The sequence below is a fragment of the Sphingopyxis sp. 550B genome (assembly GCF_057401805.1).
On record NZ_CM171610.1, the window covers coordinates 2,261,172 to 2,284,356 of the forward strand.

At 60.4% G+C, this 23,185-nt stretch carries 16 protein-coding genes and 2 pseudogenes; 12 read left to right on the top strand and 6 right to left on the bottom strand.

Annotation, left to right across the window (positions count from 1 at the left end; genetic code table 11):
* The first annotated feature begins 118 nt into the window (after nt 1–118).
* The 5 genes from tnpA (at nt 119) to AC2S9W_RS10590 (ending at nt 4,166) form a co-directional block, all read left to right on the top strand.
* Nucleotides 119–571, top strand: coding sequence for an IS66-like element accessory protein TnpA (gene tnpA / locus AC2S9W_RS10570; protein ID WP_486570766.1), 453 nt, complete (start codon nt 119–121; stop codon nt 569–571).
* Nucleotides 568–924: an IS66 family insertion sequence element accessory protein TnpB gene (gene tnpB / locus AC2S9W_RS10575; protein WP_486570767.1), complete on the top strand. Its 357-nt coding sequence runs from the start codon at nt 568–570 to the stop codon at nt 922–924. Before tnpA ends, tnpB begins: the two co-directional genes overlap by 4 nt.
* Before the next feature lie 31 nt (nt 925–955).
* Nucleotides 956–2,479 carry an IS66 family transposase gene (gene tnpC / locus AC2S9W_RS10580; protein WP_486570768.1) on the top strand — a complete coding sequence of 508 codons (1,524 nt, stop codon included), beginning with the start codon at nt 956–958 and terminating at the stop codon, nt 2,477–2,479.
* A gap of 41 nt (nt 2,480–2,520) precedes the next feature.
* Nucleotides 2,521–3,405 (top strand): hypothetical protein, encoded by an 885-nt coding sequence (locus AC2S9W_RS10585; RefSeq protein WP_486570769.1) that lies wholly within the window; start codon nt 2,521–2,523, stop codon nt 3,403–3,405.
* A gap of 68 nt (nt 3,406–3,473) precedes the next feature.
* On the top strand, nt 3,474–4,166 hold the full coding sequence (locus tag AC2S9W_RS10590; protein WP_486570770.1) for a hypothetical protein: 693 nt from the start codon (nt 3,474–3,476) through the stop codon (nt 4,164–4,166).
* A gap of 21 nt (nt 4,167–4,187) precedes the next feature.
* Here the strand turns inward: AC2S9W_RS10590 and AC2S9W_RS10595 are convergent, their stop codons facing one another.
* Nucleotides 4,188–6,263: an AAA family ATPase gene (locus tag AC2S9W_RS10595; protein WP_486570771.1), complete on the bottom strand. Its 2,076-nt coding sequence runs from the start codon at nt 6,261–6,263 to the stop codon at nt 4,188–4,190.
* A gap of 104 nt (nt 6,264–6,367) precedes the next feature.
* Here AC2S9W_RS10595 and AC2S9W_RS10600 point away from each other — a divergent pair, with 104 nt between their 5' ends.
* On the top strand, nt 6,368–7,360 hold the full coding sequence (locus AC2S9W_RS10600) for a helix-turn-helix transcriptional regulator (protein WP_486570772.1): 993 nt from the start codon (nt 6,368–6,370) through the stop codon (nt 7,358–7,360).
* A gap of 108 nt (nt 7,361–7,468) precedes the next feature.
* Nucleotides 7,469–8,566, top strand: a complete 1,098-nt coding sequence (locus AC2S9W_RS10605) for a hypothetical protein (RefSeq protein ID WP_486570773.1) — start codon at nt 7,469–7,471, stop codon at nt 8,564–8,566.
* Nucleotides 8,567–8,601: 35 nt separating this feature from the next.
* Here the strand turns inward: AC2S9W_RS10605 and istB are convergent.
* The 3 genes and pseudogenes from istB to AC2S9W_RS10620 form a co-directional block, all read right to left on the bottom strand.
* Nucleotides 8,602–9,458, bottom strand: a pseudogene (gene istB / locus AC2S9W_RS10610) (IS21-like element helper ATPase IstB).
* Nucleotides 9,455–10,710: pseudogene (gene istA / locus AC2S9W_RS10615) on the bottom strand (IS21 family transposase). Before istA ends, istB begins: the two co-directional pseudogenes overlap by 4 nt.
* A 129-nt stretch (nt 10,711–10,839) precedes the next feature.
* Nucleotides 10,840–10,992 carry a hypothetical protein gene (locus AC2S9W_RS10620; protein ID WP_486570774.1) on the bottom strand — a complete coding sequence of 51 codons (153 nt, stop codon included), beginning with the start codon at nt 10,990–10,992 and terminating at the stop codon, nt 10,840–10,842.
* On the opposite strand from AC2S9W_RS10620, the gene AC2S9W_RS10625 reads away from it, so the two are divergent.
* The 5 genes from AC2S9W_RS10625 to AC2S9W_RS10645 are packed head-to-tail and all read left to right on the top strand — an operon-like array spanning nt 10,993 to nt 21,789.
* Nucleotides 10,993–12,468 carry a PD-(D/E)XK nuclease family protein gene (locus AC2S9W_RS10625; RefSeq protein ID WP_486570775.1) on the top strand — a complete coding sequence of 492 codons (1,476 nt, stop codon included), beginning with the start codon at nt 10,993–10,995 and terminating at the stop codon, nt 12,466–12,468. It abuts the gene before it with no gap.
* The gene (locus tag AC2S9W_RS10630; RefSeq protein WP_486570776.1) at nt 12,461–15,622 is read left to right on the top strand and encodes a UvrD-helicase domain-containing protein; all 3,162 of its coding nucleotides are present in this window, start codon (nt 12,461–12,463) and stop codon (nt 15,620–15,622) included. The genes AC2S9W_RS10625 and AC2S9W_RS10630 overlap by 8 nt, the downstream gene beginning before the upstream one ends.
* A gap of 23 nt (nt 15,623–15,645) precedes the next feature.
* Nucleotides 15,646–16,824 carry a DUF6361 family protein gene (locus AC2S9W_RS10635; RefSeq protein ID WP_486570777.1) on the top strand — a complete coding sequence of 393 codons (1,179 nt, stop codon included), beginning with the start codon at nt 15,646–15,648 and terminating at the stop codon, nt 16,822–16,824.
* On the top strand, nt 16,821–18,668 hold the full coding sequence (locus AC2S9W_RS10640) for a phospholipase D family protein (RefSeq protein WP_486570778.1): 1,848 nt from the start codon (nt 16,821–16,823) through the stop codon (nt 18,666–18,668). Before AC2S9W_RS10635 ends, AC2S9W_RS10640 begins: the two co-directional genes overlap by 4 nt.
* The gene (locus tag AC2S9W_RS10645; protein ID WP_486570779.1) at nt 18,658–21,789 is read left to right on the top strand and encodes a helicase-related protein; all 3,132 of its coding nucleotides are present in this window, start codon (nt 18,658–18,660) and stop codon (nt 21,787–21,789) included. Before AC2S9W_RS10640 ends, AC2S9W_RS10645 begins: the two co-directional genes overlap by 11 nt.
* Before the next feature lie 28 nt (nt 21,790–21,817).
* Here the strand turns inward: AC2S9W_RS10645 and AC2S9W_RS10650 are convergent, their stop codons facing one another.
* Both AC2S9W_RS10650 and AC2S9W_RS10655 read right to left on the bottom strand, forming a co-directional pair.
* Entirely contained in the window at nt 21,818–22,423 is a 606-nt protein-coding gene (locus tag AC2S9W_RS10650; protein ID WP_486570780.1) for a hypothetical protein, read from the bottom strand.
* Nucleotides 22,424–22,540: 117 nt separating this feature from the next.
* A complete protein-coding gene (locus AC2S9W_RS10655; RefSeq protein ID WP_486570781.1) occupies nt 22,541–23,056 on the bottom strand; it encodes a hypothetical protein in 516 nt (171 codons plus the stop codon).
* Nucleotides 23,057–23,185 lie beyond the last annotated feature (129 nt).

Here is a 23,185-nt window from a genome sequence, read left to right on the forward strand (position 1 = left end):
CACCCCATTTCCTATTGGGGCGTGCGCATCAATGTAAGCGGAGCCGCGGCCCCACCTTGCGGGCTTGAAGCGCAGCGCCGAGTCTTCGCGCCCTGATTGGGTGGAGGACGCTGGTGCTATGACGATGCCATATGATGATGCTGGCACCAGCGAGGTTCGGCGGTTCGAGGTTTTCACCGGGGCGGGTCGACGGCGCGACTGGCCGGCGGATGTGAAGGTGTCGATTGTCGCCGAGAGTTTTTCGGGTCACGAGACGGTCTGTGCGGTGGCGCGACGGCATGGCTTGAGCCCGTCGCAACTGTTCACCTGGCGCCGGGAGCTTCGCAGGCAGTTGGAAGACCAAGGTCTGATGGTGCCGACGACAACGCCACCGCCGTCGTTCGTACCCGCCGTGATCGATCCATTATCACCGAGCGATCCGGCACCTGCAGTCAGGCGACCCCGGAAGCGCCGTCGCTCGCAGGTGAGCGCTGTCGAGTTGGAGATCGACGGGGTGGCAGTGAAGATCAGCCGTGGCGCCGATGCGGGCGTGATTGCCGCGGTGATCGAAGCGCTCAAGGCGACACGATGATCGGACCTGGCGCTGGCGCGCGGGTGATGGTCGCGACGCGCCCGGTGGATTTCCGCAAGGGGCCAGATGCCTTGGCTGCGCTGGTCGGCGCCGAGTACGGTGGCGATCCCTATTCCGGCGTGATCTATGTGTTCCGGGCGAAGCGCAGCGATCGGGTCAAGCTGGTCTGGTGGGACGGAACGGGTCTGTGCCTGATGGCCAAGAAGCTTGAGTCAGGAGGCTTCCGGTGGCCGGGCATCCAGGACGGTGTGATGCGGCTGACTGCGGCTCAGCTGGCTGCGCTTTTGGAGGGTCTGGACTGGCGGCGGGTGCATGGCGGGCGTCGTCCGATTGCCCCGCAGATTGCGGGTTGACGGGACTTTCGATGACTGATTCACTGCTTCCATGCTCATGGAAGCGGACCTTCCCGATGACGTTGAAGCGCTCCGTGCGCTGGTCCTCGAACAGGCTCGCGAGATCGACGCGCTGAAGGTTTTCAAGGCTGAGATTGAACGCCTGAAGGCGATCATCGACGCCTTGCAGCGCCACCGTTTTGGACGACGGTCGGAGCAGCTCGATACCGACCAGTTCGAGCTTGCCCTTGAAGAAGTCGAGACGGCCTTGGCCGAGGCCGAACATGCCAGGGACAAGGCAAGCCGGGCTCCTGCCGAGCGGCCGCGCAAGACCAACCGGGGATCGCTTCCGGCCCATCTCGAGCGGATCGAGCAGGTTGTCGATATCGACGACAAGGCTTGCCCCTGCTGTGGCGGCGCACTCCACAAGATCGGCGAGGACGTGGCTGAGCGTCTCGATGTCGTGCCGACCACCTTCCGCGTTCTTGTCACCCGCCGGCCACGCTACGGTTGCCGTTCCTGCGAGAGCGCAGTCGTTCAGGCTCCGGCACCGGCACGGATCGTCGAAGGCGGCATCCCCACAGAAGCGCTGATCGCGCAGGTGCTGGTTGCCAAGTATGCTGATCACCTGCCGTTATACCGACAGTCACAGATCTACGCCCGGCAACGTATCCAGCTCGATAGATCGACGCTGGCCGACTGGGTCGGCCGGGCAGCATGGTATCTGCGGCCCCTGCGTGATCACATCCTCGAGCGATTGCGACGATCGCAGCGGCTGTTCGCCGACGAGACCACGGCGCCGGTCCTCGATCCGGGCCGCGGGCGGACGAAGACCGGCCAGCTATGGGCCTATGCTCGCGATGACCGGCCTTGGGGCGGCGAGGATCCGCCGATGGTCGCCTATGTCTATGCCGCCGACCGCAAGGGCGAGCGCGCCGAGGCGCATCTTGGAGATTTCGCCGGAACACTGCAGGTCGATGGCTATGGCGGCTATGCCGCGCTCGCCAAGCGCCGCCAGCAAGTCCAACTTGCCTTCTGTTGGGCACACGTGAGGCGCAAGTTCTACGAGCTGGCTGACAGCTCACCGGTCGCCACCGAGGTGCTCCGCCGCATCGCCATGCTCTACGCCATTGAGGACGAGGTGCGAGGCACGTCTGCAGAGAAGCGCTGGTCAGTCCGCGCGGAACGCAGCCGCGTCATCCTCGATGATTTGCGCCAATATCTCGATGCGCGGAACCGCCAGGTCAGCGCCAAAGCCAAGCTCGGCGAGGCGATCCGCTACGCGCTCAATCGCTGGGAAGGCCTCTCGCGCTTCCTCGACGACGGCCGCATCGACCTCGACAGCAATACCGTCGAGCGTAGCATCAGGCCCCTGGCCCTCAACCGCAAGAATGCGCTGTTCGCCGGATCGGACGAAGGCGGCGACAACTGGGCGGTGATCGCCACGCTCATCGAGAACTGCAAGATCTCGGGCGTGACCCCACACACCTGGTTGACCGAGACCCTCGCCAAGCTGGCCAGCGGTCATCCCGCAAACGCCGTCGGCGAACTTATGCCCTGGACCGCCGTGGGCTGAAAACACCGGTTACGCATCAATCCTCAGCAAGAGGCTTCCATATGTACCGACAGCTTCTACCCAACGATGACAACAGCTCACTGGCTTTGAATCACAAGGCTGTCGCTGAAGCTCGCCAAGTCGCCGACTTCTTGGCCACAATGAGCACTGCGGAAGTCGCGCGCAGCGTCCAAAGCGGAGCACTCGTTTCCGACCCGCATTTTGGCCGCGGCCAACATGGGGAGCTAGGAGCATTCTATGCTCCATTTGACTGGTTGAATGCCGAAGCTGACATCGTGATTGTCGGCATAACGCCGGGTATGCGCCAGGCGGAGACTGCGCTTTTGAAGCTTCGTCAAAAGCTCTCAGCATCCCGACTAGACGATCAGGCGATGAGCAGGGCATTGAGCGACGCGAAAAAGGCGGCTTCGTTCGAGGGCTCAATGCGGGGGATTGCTGCGCAGCTCATGGATCATTTCGGCTTCCACAAGCTCTTCGGTCTGGAAACCACATCGGAGTTATTTGGAAAGGCGGCAAATCGCGCCCATTACACGTCAGTGTACCGCTACCCGGTCCTGAAAGAGAATGGGCACGGATGGCGTAACTACTCCGGCGGCGAAGACCCTAAATCGCGAGCAAACCCGCTACTGGTGCGCTTCGTCGAGGAATATCTCATTCCCGAGCTCAGTTGCTTCAAGAGCGCCTGGATCGTGCCGTTCGGGCCGACTCCCGCCGCAGTGCTACATGATCTTGGCCAGCGAGGCGTCGTCGACAAAGCCCGAATTCTCTCCGGCTTGAACCATCCCTCTGGCGAGCAATGGAATCGGCATAATTGTCAGCTCGATCGGGTTGATCATGCTCACTGCGCAAAGAACGTTGGCTGTGCGAAAGTCCAAGAGCGTTCACGCGCCCTTCGCAACCGGATTACAGAATTGATTGGGTGTTAAACGGCTAGCGGTGAATTTCGACGAGGGCCCATCTACCGCAAGTCAGAACTGCTCGCTAAGCTACACCAATGGCTTACCGTTATCATGTCGGCAATTCACTCCATCCTGAGGCATTGAAAGAGAAGCAGCGTTCGCTTCGGGACGGCTTCCAGACGCCGCTGGCACTTCGGGTTCATCGTGCCATCTCTTGGCTGCGCCGGGCGGAGGCCGAGGAAGCTGACCACGATGTCCGCTTCATACTCCTGTGGATCGGCTTCAACGCGGCCTATGCTGGCGACGTGGAAGCATCGGCCAGCAGCTCAGCGCCGGAGGGGGAGCGCGGCCTCTTCCAGGCATTTTTCTCGACCTTGGTGAAGTTCGACGCCCGCCACCGGGTCTACGATGCCGTCTGGCAACGGTTCAGCCAGGAAATCCGGCTGCTACTAGATAATCGGTATGTCTATCACCCGTTCTGGCAACACCAGAACGGGGTCCCGGGCTATGCGGATTGGGAGCAAAAGCTTGAGCGAAGCCAGACAGCCATCAAGCACGCCTTGCGTGAGCACGATACCGCCCGGATCCTCTCTATCCTGTTCGATCGGCTGTACGTTCTGAGGAACCAGCTGGTGCATGGCGGCGCAACCTGGAACAGCGACGTCAACCGTGACCAAGTCAGGGATGGCGCATCTCTTCTGGGTTGCCTGCTGCCCATCTTCGTCGATCTGATGATGGATAACCCGGAACACGATTGGCCGATGCCGAATTACCCAGTGGTCGACTAGCTCCGCCGCTCCGGGGTGGGTTCACGCTGCCTCGTCCAAGGCTTCTGCGCGTTGGCATGGCTCAGGGGGCGAGTGGACGTGAAACCCCATAGTACCCCGCACCTGGTCGCCACGGGCATCAATCTCGTCACGCAGCCACCTCACGAGGACAGCTGGATCCTTTTCCGCCAACAGATCCGCACGGTGCGCAACGACAGCAAAGTCACCTGGCGTTTGGCCATGGTGGACTGGCCACTCTGAAGGCCAGTCGAGGCCGAACCGGGCTTTGAAAAGCTTGCCTGCCTGAGCTGGCGTCATGGCATTGAATACAGCGCGGATCGTGAAGCGACGCTGGGTCGCTGGATCGAGATTGTCAGCCAGATTAGTCGTGGCGATGAAGGGAGTGTGGAGGTGTTCGAGCTGTACCAGCATCTCGTTGACCTGGCTGACCTCCCAGCTCCGTTGACCGGCTTCCCGGCGGTAAAGGAAGCTGTCGACCTCATCGATCAATAGCAGCGCGCCGCGTTCGGCGGCCTTGGCAAAGGCTTCAGCGATGTTCTGTTCAGTCTCGCCTACATAGGGACTCATCAGGTCCGAGCACCGCCGCTCTTCAATCTCCAATCCCATGGTCTCGGCGAGGTGCCGCGCAAAGGCGGATTTACCTGTACCTGAAGGGCCCGACAGCAACAGGCTCCAGCCCCGGTCTGGGGTCGCGGCCAGGCGCTGAGCGAGACGAGACAAATCAGTGTCCGCCCGCGACAGCTTCGGATCATAAATCGAACTGCCTGGTGCATCGGGGGCGCAGGACTGGCCGAGAGCACGCATCACGCTGTGGATGGCGGTCTTCGCAACGTCGGCCCCGCCGCTGGCGAGATGGGCGGCCTTCAGGCCGGCCGCAACGACTGCAGGCGGCGCCTTCAGACTCGCGATCTCACGCAGTTCAGTCGTGCTGAGGGAAACCGATGCTGTCTGAGCGGACCTCTGGGCAACCCGCTCTCGCACTGCAAAACGCGGCCTGTCGAAGCCAATTGCGAGGGTCATGCGCCGCAGGACGGCAGGGTCCAGTCGCGAACGCTGATTGACGATCCAGATCGTGGAAACCTGCGGAGCCTCAACGAGGCGGTTGATCCACTGCTTGGAACTGCCCTTGCGCTCGCTCATCATCAGAACATCGTCCGCTTCGTCGACGACGATAACCCTGTCCCGGTGATGGCGGCACATGGCGCGCAGGATCATGAGATGATCGAGGCGCTCGGAGCGATCAGGCTCGTTGCCGAAGTCGTCGCTCAAGCCGGCAAAGATCGCGCCGCTTCCGGCCTCGCTGGCGAGCGAGCGGGCAAACTCGGTCTTTCCCGTGCCGGGCTCGCCGAACAACAGAATGCTGACGGGTTCCTTGCTCACAAGGACCTTGAGTGCGACGCTCCGCAAAGGATCGAGGTGCTCGAAATCATCCCAAAGCAGTCCCCCTTGCTCCGGTTCAGGCATGAGCCAGCGCAACATGTCCTCCCGGGTTTCCGCATGAACCCGAATGAGGCGCCTGAGCAGCGGGCTCAGGCTGTATTCCCCATCGCGGTCATCATGAAGGAGACGGGACGCGAAGAGCGGGGCGCCGGGCATCAATTTCTGCTCGACGGTATTGTTGGCAAGGCCAGATAGCTGAGCAACGGCACTCGGGGTGAGGTTGCTGCATGACAGGGGCGCACGGCGTACGAGCTCCCGCCAGCACTCAAATTTTCCCCAACGAGCGAAAATTGTCAGGATGGTGATTTCAGCGGGATCCAGACCGAACAGTTCACCAACCCATGCAAAGACAGTGTCCAACTGGGCTTGGTCGGCACGCTTCGCTGCCAATTGCCGAGCCACCGCTCGGATTTCGACCAAGGAGGGCTTTTCCCGACTGGTGAGCTTTTGCAGCGCAGCAACCGGTACCTCCCGGTCAATGAGATCAATCAGATCCTCACCGCACCGCTTCACCTGGTTGACGCTCAACCCCTGCAATACGCGCGCAGCAGCATGCGCGAAATGCGCTGTTTCGCCCTGTTCGTTCTGGCCGAACTCCGCTTGTGCTGCCCTTTGACGTGCCATGTTGTGCGCAATCTCCCTGAGTTCCGGTTCCATGAGGAGCCTTCAAACATGCGAGTGCGACAAGAATGGTCGCATAATGTGGGGGTTGCGCGTGATCCGACTTGCGCTTGTAGGACAGGTAGTTAGCAAGGGTTTTAATGACAAAGCGCCTCAGTAATCTCGATCGCACGCTAAAACTCGTGCATGCGTTGACGCAAAGCATCGAAGGCTTGTCGCTCGATGAGATGGCTGCATTGCTTGAGGTGAACCGAAGAACTGTTGAGCGTCTGCGCAACGTCATACTCATTCATTTCGACTTGGAAGAAACGGTAGATGGCCGCATCAAGCGGTTCAGGATCAAGGATAGCCCCGGCAGGGCCTATGCAAGACCAAACGCGGCCGAAGTCGCCGCCCTCCAGGCCGTGGTTGAAGCCGGACGCATTGAGGGCACCGCCAACACCGAAGCACTTGAGAAGCTGCTGTCCAAGATCAAGATCGCCTTCGACAGCGCCGAGCGGCGTCGGCTCGACAATGATCTCGATCTGCTCACCCGGCTGCAGCGATCGCGAGTTGCCGCAGGGCCTGCGGTCATTGCTTCGCCTGAGGATCTGACAACGATCCAGTCAGCGATCCTGGCAGCCCACTGTGTCGATTTCGACTATCAGCCCGATTGGGCAGCCGAGCCTTCTTGGCGACGAGTCATCCCGTACGGCCTGATCCATGGGCCCATCACCTATCTTCTGGGCAAGATGCCCGACCGGGATGATCCGCCATTCACCTTTCGGCTCGACCGTATGAGCAACGTTCGAGACAGCGGGATCGTCGGCTGCCCGCCGGATGATTGGGATCTCGACGCCTGGATGGCCCGGAGTTTCGGCATCTGGCAAGAAGAAGACCATGACATTGTGCTGAGAGTCCTCCCACATGCCGTGGAGCGTGCGCGCGCATGGCGATTCCACCCGCTTCAGCAGTTCGAAGATGATGGCGAAGAGGTGCTGGTGCGATTCCGATCCGGCGGTTTGTTTGAACTCGCCAATCATCTGTTCGGATGGGCTGGCGACCTGGTGATCGAAGGACCTGCGGCACTCCAGGAAATGATGGAGAAGCGCCTGGCAGTGGCTCAGGCAATGCTACGACCGAATATGTCGTAGCTGATGCGCAGAAAAGGACAGGGCTTGGTGCGACGATTGTCGAGGGGATTCGTTTGAATGTTTGAGAATTGCCATCTTCGGATCGGCGACGCGCCATTTGCGAGCTGCATGCCGCTCAGCCCGCAGCTCCTGGCGAGCCTCTATGCCTTGCCTCACTGTACCGAGAAGCCCCTGCTCGAGGTCCTGGAAACGCTGGGCGACAATGTGCCCTGGGCGGAAAGCTTCGCGGTCGCCCCTGAACAGACAGCCTCGGCCATCGCGACCATGCTGTGCCATCTGATGATGGCCACGCGAGACGTGGAGCCGGGCTCCATAACGACCGATGCTTTGCCGTCGGATGGGCGGGCGCGCGTCCACATCGATGCGCTCCGGGATCTTTGGCTTGGTAATCCAGCCATTGTGCCGTCCGACCTGGCTACGCTGAAGGCATTTCTGGCCTGTGAAGCGGCCGAGGCACTGCAGTCGTTTCAAGTCATTTGGGATCGGAACTGCACCCAGCTGACGTCTCTCGAGCGTGCTGTGCTCGAGCACCTTGAAAGCCACCATGGCAAGCTCGACGAGGACGACATTGACCATGTGCGGTTGATTTCGGATCGCAAGATTTGCCGCGCGCCTGCCTCGGTCCTTGCCGGTCATGTTCAACGGCATCTTCTGGACCCGTCAGCGCCTATCGCGCCCATGGACGACAGCCTCGCGGTTCTCTCCGTCCGGGACGCATTGACTGAATGCGAAGCGTCCGCAGCCATCGTCCAGCGCTGGCTGGCCGAAGATCAAACTCTGGCCGCCAGTGAGATCGGCATCATTTTGCCATCTGGTCCGGAATACACTCATTACCTGTCCGAAGCATTCGGGCAGGCTGGGCTCACAACATCGTCCTTGCCTGGTGTGCCGGACCGCAGAAATGTTGGGGGTGAGACGCTCCTGCACTTCTTGCAATGCCGGCGGCGTCCAGCACCTGCCATGGCACTCGCCTCGCTCTATTGCTCCCCGATCCTTTGCTGGCCTCCAGACGTGGGAACGGCCCTGGCCAGTGCCGTCATGGCCGGCGATTTTCAGCCAATGCTGGTGCAGAGCCTTAGTGGGAAACAGGCGGCGCTCTTCTCGCTCATTCGGTCAGCATCACCCGCGACGAACGGTCAGCTCAAGGAGCAGATACGCTCCTTCCTGTCAATGGGCACCGAAGTTTCCGCAGATGTGGGCGGTTAAAATTCCCTATGTTGGTGGTTGCGATGTTTCGGTGATCAGCCGTGAGCTGGATCTTGATTTCCCTTCATTGGCGGGCGGCCTCGACGCTTCGGCGTGGGCGGATTGAACGAGGCGGCGCTGCGCAGGTTTTCGGGGATGAGCGCAGCGTGCTCCCGCATGCGGTAGCTTGAGCCCTCGATCTGGATGACGACGGCATGGTGGAGGAGCCTGTCGAGCAGCGCGGTCGCGACGACGGGATCTCCGAAGACCTCGCCCCATTCGGCGAAGCCGCGATTGGATGTCAGGATCATGGCACCCTTTTCGTAGCGGGCGTTGACGAGCTGGAAGAACAGGTTCGCGCCGCCCGGCGTGACGGGCAGGTATCCGATCTCGTCGACGACCAGCAGCGACGCCCTGGTGAGGAAGCGGATCTTCTCCCTGAGCGTGCCTTCACGTTCGGCCTTGGCAAGCTGGGCGATCAGATCGGCGAGCGGGATAAAATAGACCGCTTTGCCAGCACGGACAGCCTCGACCGCAAGCGCCGTGGCAATGTGGCTCTTTCCGGTGCCGGGCGGCCCCAGCAGATGGACGACCTCGGCGCGTTCGATGAAGTCGAGGCCGGCCAGCGCCAGGATGCGGTTCTTGTCGAGCGAGGGCTGGAACGAGAAGTCGTAGCCGGCGAGCGTCTTGACCACGGGCAGCCGGGCCATGCGCAGGGCAGCCTTGATCCGCCGGTTCTCGCGCAGCGACAGTTCTTCGCCCAAGAGCTCGTCGAGCGCCTCGATGCCGTCGATCTGGCCCTGCTCGATGCGCCGCAGGGTCGCGTCGAGGATCTCGAGCGCGCGCGGCATCTTGAGGTTCACCGGCTCCGGCGGATCGAGTCCACGCGCGAGGATGGAGCCGTCCCGTTCATGGCCGTCCCTCCATCGCAAGGCTCGCGCCGATGGCTTCGTACACCGCCAGCGATCGCAGCGGCACATGATCGCCGATCCGGCCGATCATCATGGTCGGCCGATCCGGCGTGCGCGGATGCGGCCGTCCGGTGCGATGGCGCCGGTCGATACGATATTGCCGGCGCCCTTCGAGCACAGGGTGCTCGGCAACAACGATGCCGCGATCGATGATGCGGACCAGGTCCGGCAGCTGTTCGACCTCCACGATCCGGCGGGTCCGGTCGGGCACGCTGTAAAAATTGCCGCCAACCGATACGAAGCCGTCATGGGTAACCCGCCGCTCAAGCTTCAGAACAGCGTTGAAGCGGTGATCGGGCAGGCGTTGCAGTTCCCCCTGCTCCTCGGCGAAGGCCTCCGCGACCACGCGCTGCGTCGTGCCGTGCACCCGAACGTTGGCGACGGTGTCGAGCCAGGCGATGAGCTGGGCGTTGAGGTCCTCCATATTGCGGAAGGATCGGCCCAGGAAGAAGTCCTCGCGGATATAGCGGAACGGCCGCTCGACTTTTCCTTTCGTTTTAGCACGATAGGGGCGGCACGCCCGGGCTGGAAGCGGTAGTGCTTCGCCAGCGCCAGCAGCGAGGGATTGTAGATGATATGGCCCTGATCGTCCTCGCCGGTCACCGCCGTCTTCATCCGGTCGTAGAGGATTTCGATCGGCACGCCGTCCAGCAACTCGAAGGCCTGCATATGGCAACGCAGCAGCGTCTGCAGATCCTGGTGCAGCACATAGCGGGCGAAGAGGAACCGCGAGTAGCCGAGAACCAGGCTGAACAGCCAGACGATGCGCACCGCTCCCGGCTCGTCGGTAAATTCGACAACGAACCGCGCGAAGTCGACCTGGCCCTGCACGCCCGCCTTCGTCTCGAAGCGGACCTCATAGGGCTTGGGATCATGCTCGGGACGGATCGCCGCCAGATAGCGCTTCACCGCCGTATAGGCACCAGCATAGCCCATCTCCCTGATCTCGCGGGTCAGCCGCGATGCCGTCAACTCGGGGAACGCCGTCACACGCTCACGCAGGAACTCCATATAGGGCGCGATCTTGCACGGCCGCCCCACCTTGCGCGGGCCATACGCCGGCACCTCCACGCCGCGCTCGATATATTTGCGAACGGTCTTGGGGTCGCGCCCCGTCCGGCGCGCAATCGCCGTTACCGACAGCCCCTGCCGGTGTAGCTCCAATATCATCATGGCTTCTCCAAGTCGGATCATCAGCGCCGCCTCCTCCGGGAGGTCATCGCGCCGATTTTGGCGTTCCCCAATGAGCCGGGGTTAACCCCGGCTCATTGGGGAACCTCGTCCAACAATCAGGGAATTTTCAAAGCCCACTTTTGCGGAGAATTACACGCCCTCTGACACTTCCAGAGGCTGCTCAGTGATGACGAACTCTTCGCGCCGGATGTAGCCGAGGCGAAGCAGCTGGCATCGCGCCTCCTGGCCGCTCTCGGCAACGCCAATGATGCCGCCGATGCAGAACTGGAGAAGGCCATTCAAATGGCCGCTGCTTATCAGGCGCCGCCTTGCCCACGGGGCGACTACTTCCTTGGCGGCATCTCGGTGATGCTGGCCCATGAAGCGCCCAAGCGGCAGTTCCGCAAGCTTCTCGTCATGGGCTTCAACGATGGTGCCTATCCGCCGTCTCCGTCGGGCAATCCGTTCTTCCTCGATAGCGAGGTTGTGGCGATTGGCGCGGCAACTGGCTTGCAGCTACCGTCGAAGGCTAAGCAGATTGATGCCGCGCTCGATCTGTTCGCACGTCAGATCGGAGCTGCCAGTGAACAGGTGATCTTCCTCCTTTCAGAGCGCGATCGCGGCGGCAGCTTTCTTTCCGTCTCGTCGAGCTTGCCTCTTATCTCGCGTCTCGTCGCAGGCTTGGAAGACCCAGAATCACTGGTCGTGCCGCTGACGCATAGCGAGGGGACTATCTGGGACAGGCTGGTGGCCTGGAAGCCACGTCCTGTGATGGAACCGCTCCAGCCGCTTGAGGTGCCGAGCCATTACGAGTTCGATCTCGATCTCCTTGGTCTGCGCAAGAAGGATGATGGCAGCCCGAGGGCGCAGAGCCCGAGCCGTCTCGAGAAGCTGCTCATCAGCCCATTGGCCTGGGTTTTGGCCGAACTCGGCGCCGAGCATGTTTCGTGGCAGCCGGAGGCGCTTGACGTCATGCTGCGTGGCTCGCTCGCGCACGAGGTGTTTGAGCGCTTGTTCCCACCAGGCAAGGATCATCCTTCGAACGAAGTCATCGAAGAGAAGGTGCCTGAGCTGCTGCTGGAACGCATTCGTTCGATTGCGCCGTTTCTGCAGACGTCGGTCTGGGCTGTCGAACGCAATACGCTCGAGGCGGAGATTACCAAGGCGGCCAAGCACTGGTCGATGGTCCTTAGATCGCTCGATGCCGAGATCGTCGGCAACGAATTCTGGCTCTCAGGCACCCTGTTCGGCCATCCTGTGCACGGCAAAGCTGACTGCCTGCTTCGCCTGCCCGATGGGCAGCCGATTGTCGTCGATTACAAGAAGAGCAGCTCGGGAACACGGCGTCAGCGCCTTCAAAAAGGCTGGGACCTGCAGGTCGACCTCTATCGACGCATGAGCGTGCGGATCGATGAGCGCAGCCATGAAGGCGTTGTCCGCATCGGCGAGACTCTGAGCGGTTGGTCCAAGCTCCCGGCAGTTGCCTATCATACGCTGAACGACGGGAACGTCCTCCTCAACGGGGTTGAGGTCTTCGATAGCACGGAGGTCGAACTCGTTGCCGGCGACATCGCTGCGAATGCACTTGCCCTGATTTCGGCTCGGTTCGACGCTCTCAAGGCTGGCCGACTGGAAACAAACACCACGGCCGATGCCAAGTTCTTCCAGAAGGCAGCATCCCTGGGCACCTACGCCTTGGAGGACAGTCCGTTGATCACCGCCTTCATGCGCGACGACACCGCTCCCTCTGTAACCCTTCCGGACGATCAAGATGACTGAACTTTCGATTGTACCCGCAGGGGCAGGGGCGGGCAAAACCCACCATATCCAGGAAACCCTCACCCAATGGGTCAGGGACGGCAAGGTGCGGCCCGAGAAGATCCTGGCGGTTACCTTTACCGAAGCCGCCGCCGGGGAACTGCGGCAGCGGATCAGGGGCGCGCTGATTGCGGACAGCAATCTTGCAGCAGCGCTGGCTGTTGAGCGAGCCTATGTCTCTACCATCCACGGGCTGGGCCGCCGTTTGCTGATCGAGCATGCCTTCGCATCGGGGGCATCCCCGCAGCAGCGCCTGATCGCCGAAGACGAGCAAGACTTGCTGATCCGCCGCTCGATCGAAGAAAATCCAGGACTGAGCGAGCTCACCCGGAACCTGGCCGCTCTTGGCTATCAAGGAAGTTTTTCCTCGGACGAAACAGCAGAGGACAGCTTCCGCAAGAGGTTGCTCGGTGTCATCGCCTTGTTGCGAACGCTAGGACCGCGGGGCAGCGATCCGGCCATGGCGGACTTTGTCGAGGCGTCGATCCGAGCCGGGTACGGAGCGCCGATCGGCAAATCCGCTACCCTGGCAGCAGGGCTGAAGAAGGCTGTCGATGCCTTGCTTACCGCCTTTCCGCGCTCGCTCGCTGACGAGGCAGGTAGTGCCGCCGCCAAGACTGCATTCCGCGAGAATTTTCGCGCTCTGAAGCAAGCGCAGCAGCTCCTCGCCGCCAATGGTAAGGACTGGCGGCTGTGGCAAAGGCTGCGCGACCTCCGTCTGTCGAAGCGCGGCAGTCCGACCCCTGATGGCTACGATGATCTTGCGACTGCGGTCATGCTGGCGGCCGACAGCCTGATTTCTCATCCCGGACCGCTTGAGGATGCGGTCTCGCATGCGCGCGCTTTGGTGGAAGGCGCACAGTCGGCGATGACGGACTACGAGACCCGCAAGCGTGAGCTCGGCGTCATCGACTTTAGTGACATGGTTACGAACGCCGCGCGGATCCTCGAGGAAAAGCCAGCCGTGCTTGGCGCCATCATGGACGAGGTCGACTGCGTCATCGTCGATGAGTTCCAGGACACCAACCCGATCCAGTTCACCTTTCTGTGGGCACTCGCGCGCAGGGCCAAGCGAGCACTGATCGTTGGGGACACCAAGCAAGCGATCATGGGCTTCCAGGGCGCGGATCCACGGCTAACCGTTGCGCTCACACAGCAATTTGAAACCAGCCCACTCGACCGGAACTGGCGCTCCGATCCGCGCATCATGGATTTCGTGAACGCGCTGGGCCCGTGCCTATTCGGGGAGGATTATACCGCGCTTGCCGCGCAGAACGCCGCCGGGCACGACACCGCCCTGGAGGTCATTGAGCTGGCCAACAAACGCGGTGCCCGCTCTGGCGGAAAACCCCAGCATTTCATCGCTGATCGGCTCCTGTCTCTGCTGATGGATGATCAGGTCACTATCGTCGACAGGCATTTCAAGGTGCTGCGCGACCTGGAACCGCGGGACATCGCAATCCTGTGTCCGACGCACAACCACTGTGCGAGCTACGCGGCTGCGCTGCGTGCATTGGGTTTGCCAGTGCGCGTCGCGGAAGGTGGCTGGTGGCAAAGCAAGATCGTCCAGGCAGCGTGCTTTGCTCTCCGCTTCGCCGTCGATCCTGCAGACAATCACGCAGCTATCTGCACCGCCACGCTCGGGCCTGGGGCGACACCTCTCACAGAAGCCCTCGGCGCGCTGGCCCGTAATGGCCGGATCGATACACCCGAGCTAGCGGCGTTGCAGGGGCTATGGCCGGACTCCCTTGCGACGCCCGTGGACAGACTGGTTCACCAGGTGATCCAGATCGCCGGACTGCGGGACTGGTGCGACCGGCTTGACGACCCAGCCCAGATGAGAGCGGATCTCCTTCGCTTCGAGGCTGAAGCGGCAGCTTTCATGGAGGCACACCGCGATATGCGGGAAGCCTCCGGTTTCTATGGTCAAAGCGCCAACGTTTTCCTTGGCTGGCTCGAGAACAAGGTGGGATTGAAGGGCGAGGATTTGCGCCCCAATCCTGCCGGCGCAGAGGCCGACGGCATCGAGATCGTGACCTGGCACGCATCGAAAGGGCGGGAGTGGCCGGTCGTGGTTGTATGCGGTCTGGACCATAAGCTTGATCCTCGTGCTGGAACATTCAGCACAAAGTTTCCCGGCTTCGACGACCTCGATCATGTGATCGAAGAGGCGACACTTGCCTATGCTCCTGATTTTGCTGCTCCAGAGGCGACGGCGCGCTTTCTCCACGAGCTCTATCCCGAGAGTGAAGAAACAGCGCGCCGATTGCTTTACGTCGCTCTGACCCGTGCGCGTGATCGCTTGATCATCGAATGGCCGCAGGATGACGACAAGGTTGAGCCGCCCTTGCCGATCACGGCGCGTCGTCTTTTGAACGACGTCTGTGGCATCAAATTGCAGGGCAATCAGATCACTGTCGGTTCGGCGAACTTCCCGTCGCGCATGACGATCTGTGACAAGGAGATCCCGGCATCGTTCGATACGGAAGGCAGCGTCTGCTTGGCGAGCAGCAACCGCGAACCCAGATTTGCCATTGAAAAGCGAGCGGTCGGCCCGCTGGTTTTGGTGGTCAGTCCCTCGCAGGCCGTCGCCACCGCGCGGCCGCTGCCTCGTAAAATCGAGACCCGGTCGATTTCCGCAGGTGTCCGGCTCACTGGATCGGATCTCGCCCAGGCAACCGATAAGGGAACTGCAGTCCACGAGGCATTGCGGATTTTGCTGTGCAGGCCAGATCTGCGGGGCAGGGTGGGCCAGCATTGCCGGGTCTCCGACGCTGAGGTCGAGCTTTTCGCGCAACAGGCGCAAGCACTTCGTCAGACCCTCGCGAAGCTAGGCTATCCGCGCCTGCATATCGAACAGCCAATCGAGATCGCACTGACCGATGGAGGACGTCAAAGCATCATCGTCGATCTGATCGCCGAGGGGGCGGAAGGCTTCATAATCATCGACCATAAGAGTGGCCCGATTGCTGACCACGCAGCCCGCTTCGAGAGCTATTGGCCGCAGCTAGCAGCCTACATCGACGCCGTCGGCGATCGAGGAGGCACACCCGTTAATGGAGCGGCTGTATTTTGGACGGAAACCGGCGAACTGACGCTCGGACTTGGGATTTGAGGGGCAGCCACTTGGCGCAAGGCATGAATTCAGCGATTGGCTGGATCGATTTTGATGAGGCAGAACGTGACCGTGCGCAACGGTTGATGGACCTGTTTCGTGAGCAGGACAGCCGCGATGAGCTGGGCCTTGGCGCCATTAGAGATTCCATCGCTGATCATCTCTTTCCTGGAACGAGTACGATCCAGACGCGGCTGCGGTACATGCTCTTCATTCCATGGGTACTGAGGTCATTGCCTTCGCACCTTGGGGTCCGGGAAATGGCCGCCAAAGCGAGACAAAAGGAAATTGAACTCGTTAGAGCCTTGATCGCGGGAGCACCGAAAGACGTCGGAATCATTGGACGGGACGCGGGCGACAAGCTCAAGCGCTTGCCCAGCAGCGTCTACTGGTCGGGCTTGGAAAGCTGGGGCATTCGCTACTTTCCCGGTTCGATTGATGCCTACTTTGCGGCGCTCCCGCATTGGCCCAAGGATGCTGCGAAAGATCACGCAGAAGATGATCTTGGAGGTGCTCCGCGCGGTCGCTCGTTGTGGCACGAGCGTTTGCCTGATCCACCGGCAGGGTGGCCGGAAAACGTCGACTTTGAGCTGAAGCCAGACGAAGCGAGTTTTCTGCTTGATCGCCTAGTCGAACGTCATCCTAACAGCCTTCTGACTTATCTAGCGTGCAGACACGATCGAGCCACGGCGGACGCGATCTGGCTGCACCCCCATCTGGCCGATTTTCCTGAGCAAGCGAGGAGGCTGGTTGACCACGCCAGGGTATTCTCGGGCGTGATGCATGGCGCTGCATTGCTCTATAATCTGCTGCTTAGTGAGCAACGAGCCCGACAGGACTGGATCGAAAGATACCAGGTCGCGCTTGCTCATTGGAGTGACGAGTTTGATGCCAAGGCGCTAGCGTCCTGGTCGTTGGACGACTTCTGGCATGAGACGCGACACCTAGGGCACCAGGTGCTTGAGCCGGCCAAGCGATTTGTCACCGAGTGGGTGTCTCTGATCCGCAAGGAAGGAGGTATTGGCCGCAATCGCGAAGCCGCCAATGCCCTTATCATCACGCGTGAGCGAAGGCTCAAAAAAGGCCAGTCACGGTTCGCAAACACGAGTGCCAGGGATCGTTGGCAAGGAGCCTCCGGTATTGAACGGTTCCAGTTTCGCTGGCCCATCGCCCGCAGCTACTTGAAGGATCTCAAACCTTGACCCGGAACACGCTCGATCCGGAGACTCGGCTACTCTACGGCGACAGCCTTCAGGCACCACCAGGATATCGGTTCGATGCTGGGGTGGCGACGACATTCTCGCTCGATTTTGAAACGGCGCTAGCAGTGCCCGTAAGCCTTGCTCTGTTTGCTGCAGACAATCGAGAGGAAATTCTACAGCACCCCATTGCTTTGCTGGAAGGTGCAGAGCGGATTGCCGGGCGCTTGGCCGTCTTTGCCGAGGCCGGTCAGATCCACGCGGCACACGACCAGCAATCTCGCCTCTGTTCGTTGCTCGAAAAGGTTATCGTCGAGGTCCAAGCCCCCAAAGAGGGTAGCTTCCATCCGAAGATCTGGGCTCTGCGCTTCAAGCCGTTGGACGACGAAGGCGATGATCTTCTTCGTGTCCTCGTGTTGTCGCGCAACCTCACGCGAGACCGATCCTGGGACATCGCCGTTCGTTTGGACGGACGCCGTACGCGTCAGCCGAAAGCGCAGAATCGTCCACTTCACGCGCTGATTTCAAAGCTTCCGAGTCTCGCTGTTGGCAACATCTCCCCGGAGCAGCGCGCTCTTACAACGGAGCTCGCTGAGGACATGCGCTTCGGGGAGTGGGTTTTGCCTGACGGGTGTGAAACTCTGGAGTTTGCAGTCAACGGCTTGGGGGGGCGACCTTGGCAGCCGCAAGAATGTACCCGTATCGGCGTAGTCTCGCCATTTTGTGACGACGAAGCGCTGGCGACCTTAGCGAGCAAAGCACGCCGATCCGCTGAAGTCTTGATCAGCAGGCCTGACCAGCTGGCGTGCATCTCCGCAGAAACATTGAACGATTTTGGGCGTGTTGCCGTTCTCGACGAAATGGCTGAGCGCGAAGATGGTGAAGAAGCTGAGTCGACGGCTTTCGAGGGGCTTCATGCCAAGATCATCGTTGCCGAGCACAGCTGGGACACTCGCCTGACGCTGGGCTCGGGAAACGCAACCACGCCCGCGTTCATTTCAGGGCGCAATGTCGAGTTTTTCGTAACCTTCACCGGCAAAACATCGAAGCTCGGGTCAATCGACACAATCCTCGGAGAAAGCGGGTTCGGGCGATTAACGCGTACCTATGTTCCGGGAGAGCTGGCCGCTGCTGAAGCATCCGAGCGCGCAGCTGAACGTGTTTTGCTGTTTGCTCGGCGGGCACTTGCGCGAGGTGGTCTCACCATCCGCTGCGAAGCAGTGGCAACCGAAGGTCCCGGGAACTGGCGCTTGTGGCTGGTACCGCCGGAAGAGGGAATTGCGCTTGCGGGAATCCAGCAAGTGCGGGTTTGGCCAATAACGCGTGGGGAAGGGCACGCCCGTGATGCCAAGGATTCGCTTGCTTCCGGTCAGCCGCTCGATCTTGGGGTTGTTCCGCTGGCCGATGTGACCCGCTTCTTGGCGATCGAGTTGAAAGAGCAGGCGACTGGTCGAACGATCCTCTTTAGCACGGGTTTGCCAATTGAGGGGCTGCCGGCTGAACGCGATGCGGCGATCATGCGGTCTGTGATCAACAATCGAAAGACATTCCTTCGCTACCTAAGGCTCTTGCTCACGGCCCTTGGTGATCCGTTTTCGGCCGCTCTGGCGGCTACAGGAAATGGTAGCGGAGCAGGTTGGGCGATGTCAGTCGCGGACGACGAACCGATGCTTGAAGAACTGGTCCGGGCCCTGTGCGCCAAGGATGGTCGGCTGGACGCGGTTGATCGACTGATGACCCGGCTCGACGAAACGACCTCTGCGGACACCGATCCGATACCAGAAGAATTCCGTACGCTTTGGCAGGTCTTCCGCTCCGCACTTGAGGAGGCTGGCCATGGACGATGAGCGGTTCGACGCTGGACCTGCCCTAGCTCAGCTCAAGCGGTTTCAGCGTCGCACGGTGGACTATGTCTTCGACCGTCTGCACGGCGCAGATCCTGTGCGCCAATTCCTCGTCGCGGACGAGGTGGGCTTGGGCAAGACGATGGTTGCCCGTGGGGTCATTGCCAAGACTATTGAAGCGTTATGGGATCGATCCGAACGGATCGACATTCTCTATATCTGCTCCAATCAGGCCATCGCCGCGCAAAACCTGAAGCGCTTGAATGTGCTGGGGGATCGCGTTGTCACAGCAGAGTCATCAACCCGTATCACACTGATGCCCTTGGAGCTGCGGGAGAAACCAGATCTGTCCGCGAGCAAAGTCAATTTTATCAGTTTTACACCTAGAACCACTTTCAACCTTCGATCGACTACGGGCGTCTTCGAAGAGCGGGCATTCTTGCATCGTCTGCTCGAAGCCATGGGGTATCCGTTCACGCCGCTCAGGAACGCGCTGCAAGTGGACGTTGGGAATGGTCGGTGGGATGCCTACCTCGACAACATGTCACTTGAAGGTATCGATTCGGCCATCGTTGCGAACTTTCAGGAGGCCGTCCGCGCTGATCTGGCTCTGACATCTGCGATCGAGGAAATGATCGCGCTGTTTCCGCGCCGACAGCCGACTTACCCTGATGAAAAGCGATGGAAGCGCAACGACGTGGTCGGGGCGCTGAGGGGCAAACTGTCGCACGCCTGTGTCAGCGCGCTCAAGCCCGACCTCATCATCCTCGACGAATTCCAGCGCTTTCGGGAATTGCTGAGCGGTGAAGGGGAGCCAGCTGAGCTCGCACGGGCTCTGTTCGAATATTCCGACGATACAGCCAGCGCGCGTACCCTTCTTCTCTCTGCGACGCCTTACAAGATGCTGACGCTGACGGGCGATGAGCCGGAGGATGGCGATCATTACGAGGACTTCCTCGAAACGATCGAGTTTCTCTATGGCCGTGACAGAGGTGCTGACATCAAGGTCGAACTCGACCGGGAAATGCGCCGCTTCCGCAACCTGCTCCAGCAACTGCCGACGAGTACGAACGATGCCAAACGGGCGCGTAACACGGTTCAGCGCACACTGAAGCGCGTTATGGCCCGCACCGAGCGTGTAGGCAGCACTGCTGAGCGAGATTCGATGTTGGCAGAGCCCACGATCGATGTGCCCCTCGCACCTGTCGATCTCCATCAGGCGGAAGCTTTTGCGCGCGTTGCGCGCGCTGTAGATGCTCGCGAAATCATCGAATATTGGAAGTCCGCGCCTTACCTCCTGAATTTCATGCGTGACTACACGCTGAAGCATCGCATCAAGGACAAAGCTGCAAACGCGGACCCGGCCTTGCTGTCCGCATTGAGCGCCGCGCAGGCGTTGGGGATCAGTCGCGAACAAATCGAAGCCTATCAGCCGATTGATCCGGCGAACGGGCGTCTTCGTGCATTGATGTCAGACTTGTTCGACCCCGGGCTCCATCAACATCTTTGGCTCCCTCCGGCGCTTACATACTATGGACCCGTCTCGGATGGTGCGCCGGCGACGAAGGCGCTCGTCTTCTCGGCATGGCAAATGGTGCCCGATGCACTTGCTGCCCTGCTATCTTACGAAGCCGAGCGGCGCATGGGTGCTGGGTCTGTCGTCCGATCTTACTCCGAAGCTACGCGCCGTCGTCCATTGCAGTTCAAGCTGGTTGATGGCCGCCCGGCAGCGATGCGTGCGCTGCACCTGATATATCCATCGCCAACGTTGGCTCGAGTTGGTGATCCGCTCGAGGTGTTTGCCGGCTCGCCGACGCAGTTATCAGTAGAGGAAATGCGCACAGCGATTGCGGAGCGCATTAGAACAGAGCTTGGATACCTGTTCGCCGGAGAATCTGTAGCCGACGCAGCTGGTCGGGATACCGTATGGTCCACCCCAGCGACGATCGACGGACTTCTAGGTACCAAAGCGTCGGGCTGGCTTAAGTACCTCGGTTACCGATGGACAGCCCAGGAAGACGGCTTCCGGGAGCATATCTCAGAATTGCAGAGGACGTCGGCCGACGGGTCAGTAGGGACGCTTGACGACGAAACGTTGAGTTTGCTGGTAGACGTTGCCCTGGGAAGCCCCGCCGTTTGCGCGTTGCGAGCTCTGCGTCGTATTGCGCCAGGATTGGCCTGGGATGATCATGATCTGCTCGAAGCTGCGGCCTCAATTGCTTGGGGCTTCCGCGCACTCTTCAACCAGCACGACGCTGTCGCTTTGCTTCGGCAGGAGCGAGATGAGCATTATTGGCGCAGTGCTTTGGCGCACGGGGTCCAGCACAACCTACAGGCTGTGCTGGACGAGTATGCGCATTATCTCGTCGAGGGCGAAGGCCTAGCCGATAGCTCAGAGCGTGATCGCATCGCCGGGGTGGCCAAAGCCATGACGCACGCGTTGGCGGTGCGCCCCTCACAGATCGAGGTCGATGATGTGGTTGTCGAGGACAACAAGGTCATCTTCCATCCGCCGATCAGGATGCGCGGGCGGTTTGCCATGCGTCTGGCTGAGTACAAGGATGATGAAGGCGGAACGGTCCGGCTGGGAAGCGTGCGGGACGCCTTCAATTCTCCTTTCCGACCGTTCGTTCTGGCCACGACTTCGATAGGTCAGGAAGGGCTGGATTTTCACCCCTATTGCTATCGGGTCTATCACTGGAACCTTCCTGGGAATCCAGTCGATCTTGAGCAGAGGGAAGGGCGGGTTCACCGGTTCAAAGGACATGCCGTTCGGCACAATGTCGCGAAGGCACATGCAGATACAATCCGCATTGCTGCGAAGACTCCGAAGGATCCTTGGAGGGCGATGTTCGACGCTGCGCGGCGTGCAACGAAGAGCTCGTCGGAACTTGTGCCCTATTGGGTTTATGACGGTCCGGTGAAGGTCGAACGGCGCGTGCCCATGCTGCCTATGAGCCGCGAAAACACGCGACTGCGTTGGCTTAAGCGCAGTTTGACACTCTACAGGCTGGCGTTTGGGCAGCCGAGGCAGGATGATTTGTTGGCCTACCTTGATCGTCTCGTCGACGAAGGCGTCGACATAGCCACATTGGAGGAATTGCAGATCAAGCTCGAGCCGTGACCCACGGGGCGGGCGATTTCCCCGTCATTCAGACGGGACCAGTCTGCACAGGAGGAATCTCAAGCAGCATATATGGAAGTGCCGAACTGCATTCAGACCAGCGGAATGCGTAGCTCCCGGCGAGGGTGATGGGCGGACCATACGCTCCGGTCTTATAAGTGAGTGTTGTTCCCGCCCCGTACTGGCGTTCGTGCCGGAAATCGAAATCACTCGTATCGCTCGAATAGCCGCCTTGATCGACGTAGTGGCGATGGTCGGTCGCTACCAGCATAAAGCCGATATCGGCCACATCGGCGCACTGTTCCAAGCGGGCGATGTCCTTGAAAACATCGTACCGGTTGTTCGGCTCGCGGTGGTTCTCTCGTTTGAAGAATTTGAGCTCGATCGCACAGCGCCATTCGCGGGCTTCATCGTCGGTGAGCCGGAACCAGACATCAATCCGACCTCGCTTGCCGCCATTGCTGCGAAGCGGTTTTTCCAGTTCTATCGAGAAGGTCTCGCGTTCGCTGATGATCTCGAGATCGGCAGCAGTCGAGATGATGCGACCAAGGTGTAACTGAAGTGTTGCCTCGCTTTCGCACCGGACACGCCCACCACTTATCTGTCGGAAAAGCGTCGGCACGGCGAGGTTCACGATATTGCGAAGACGGCCTAGCGACATTTTACCCCGAATATCCTGATATGTTAGCTGCGCGAGCAATGATGCCTTGGATCCCTTAAGCGAGAGCGATCAGTCCCACCGGAATGGGCGTCATGCTCGTGAAATCAGAATGTTTGCCGGAATATTCATATACTCCGAAGCCATGGTTTCGAAGGCCTCTCCGGATTGTTCGAGGAACGCCTCAACGCATTCGGCTTGTGGCTCCTCAACAGCACCGTACACAAGGGGTGCTAAGGAGCCGGCTCTCCCCGGCCGTGGAAGCTTCCGATTCCGACCTGCGAGCTCATTTATCAGTTTGGCATAATGCCACAGGGCTACTGTTGCATCCTGCCGCTTCTCCCTTGGGGCACCCTCGCAGACACCAAGCCAGATTTCGTGATCGAGCTGGTCCCGATACTCTACAAGGTGCGCGCCCAGCCAGTCCGGATTTTCGAACACCAAAGCCTGATAGTCTGCCCCCGCTTTAGTACCAAGTCGACGCGCAGCCCGCCGCGGGACCGAGATGATTGGACCTTCGTCTAGACCCACTTCGAGCGCCTGGAGAATGAGTTCGAAATCATCGCCTGTGTGCACTGAGTCCACCCAGCGGATCCGGAACTTATCCATATTGCTTGAACCCTTCCTTCTGCGTCGCCGGAGGATGAATAATTGTCACGATAAATTCGGTCGCAGGATCCAACTACTCATTCCATAGCGGGGAGCCGCCAAGCTTGCGTCCGGCTTCGTACCTTTTGA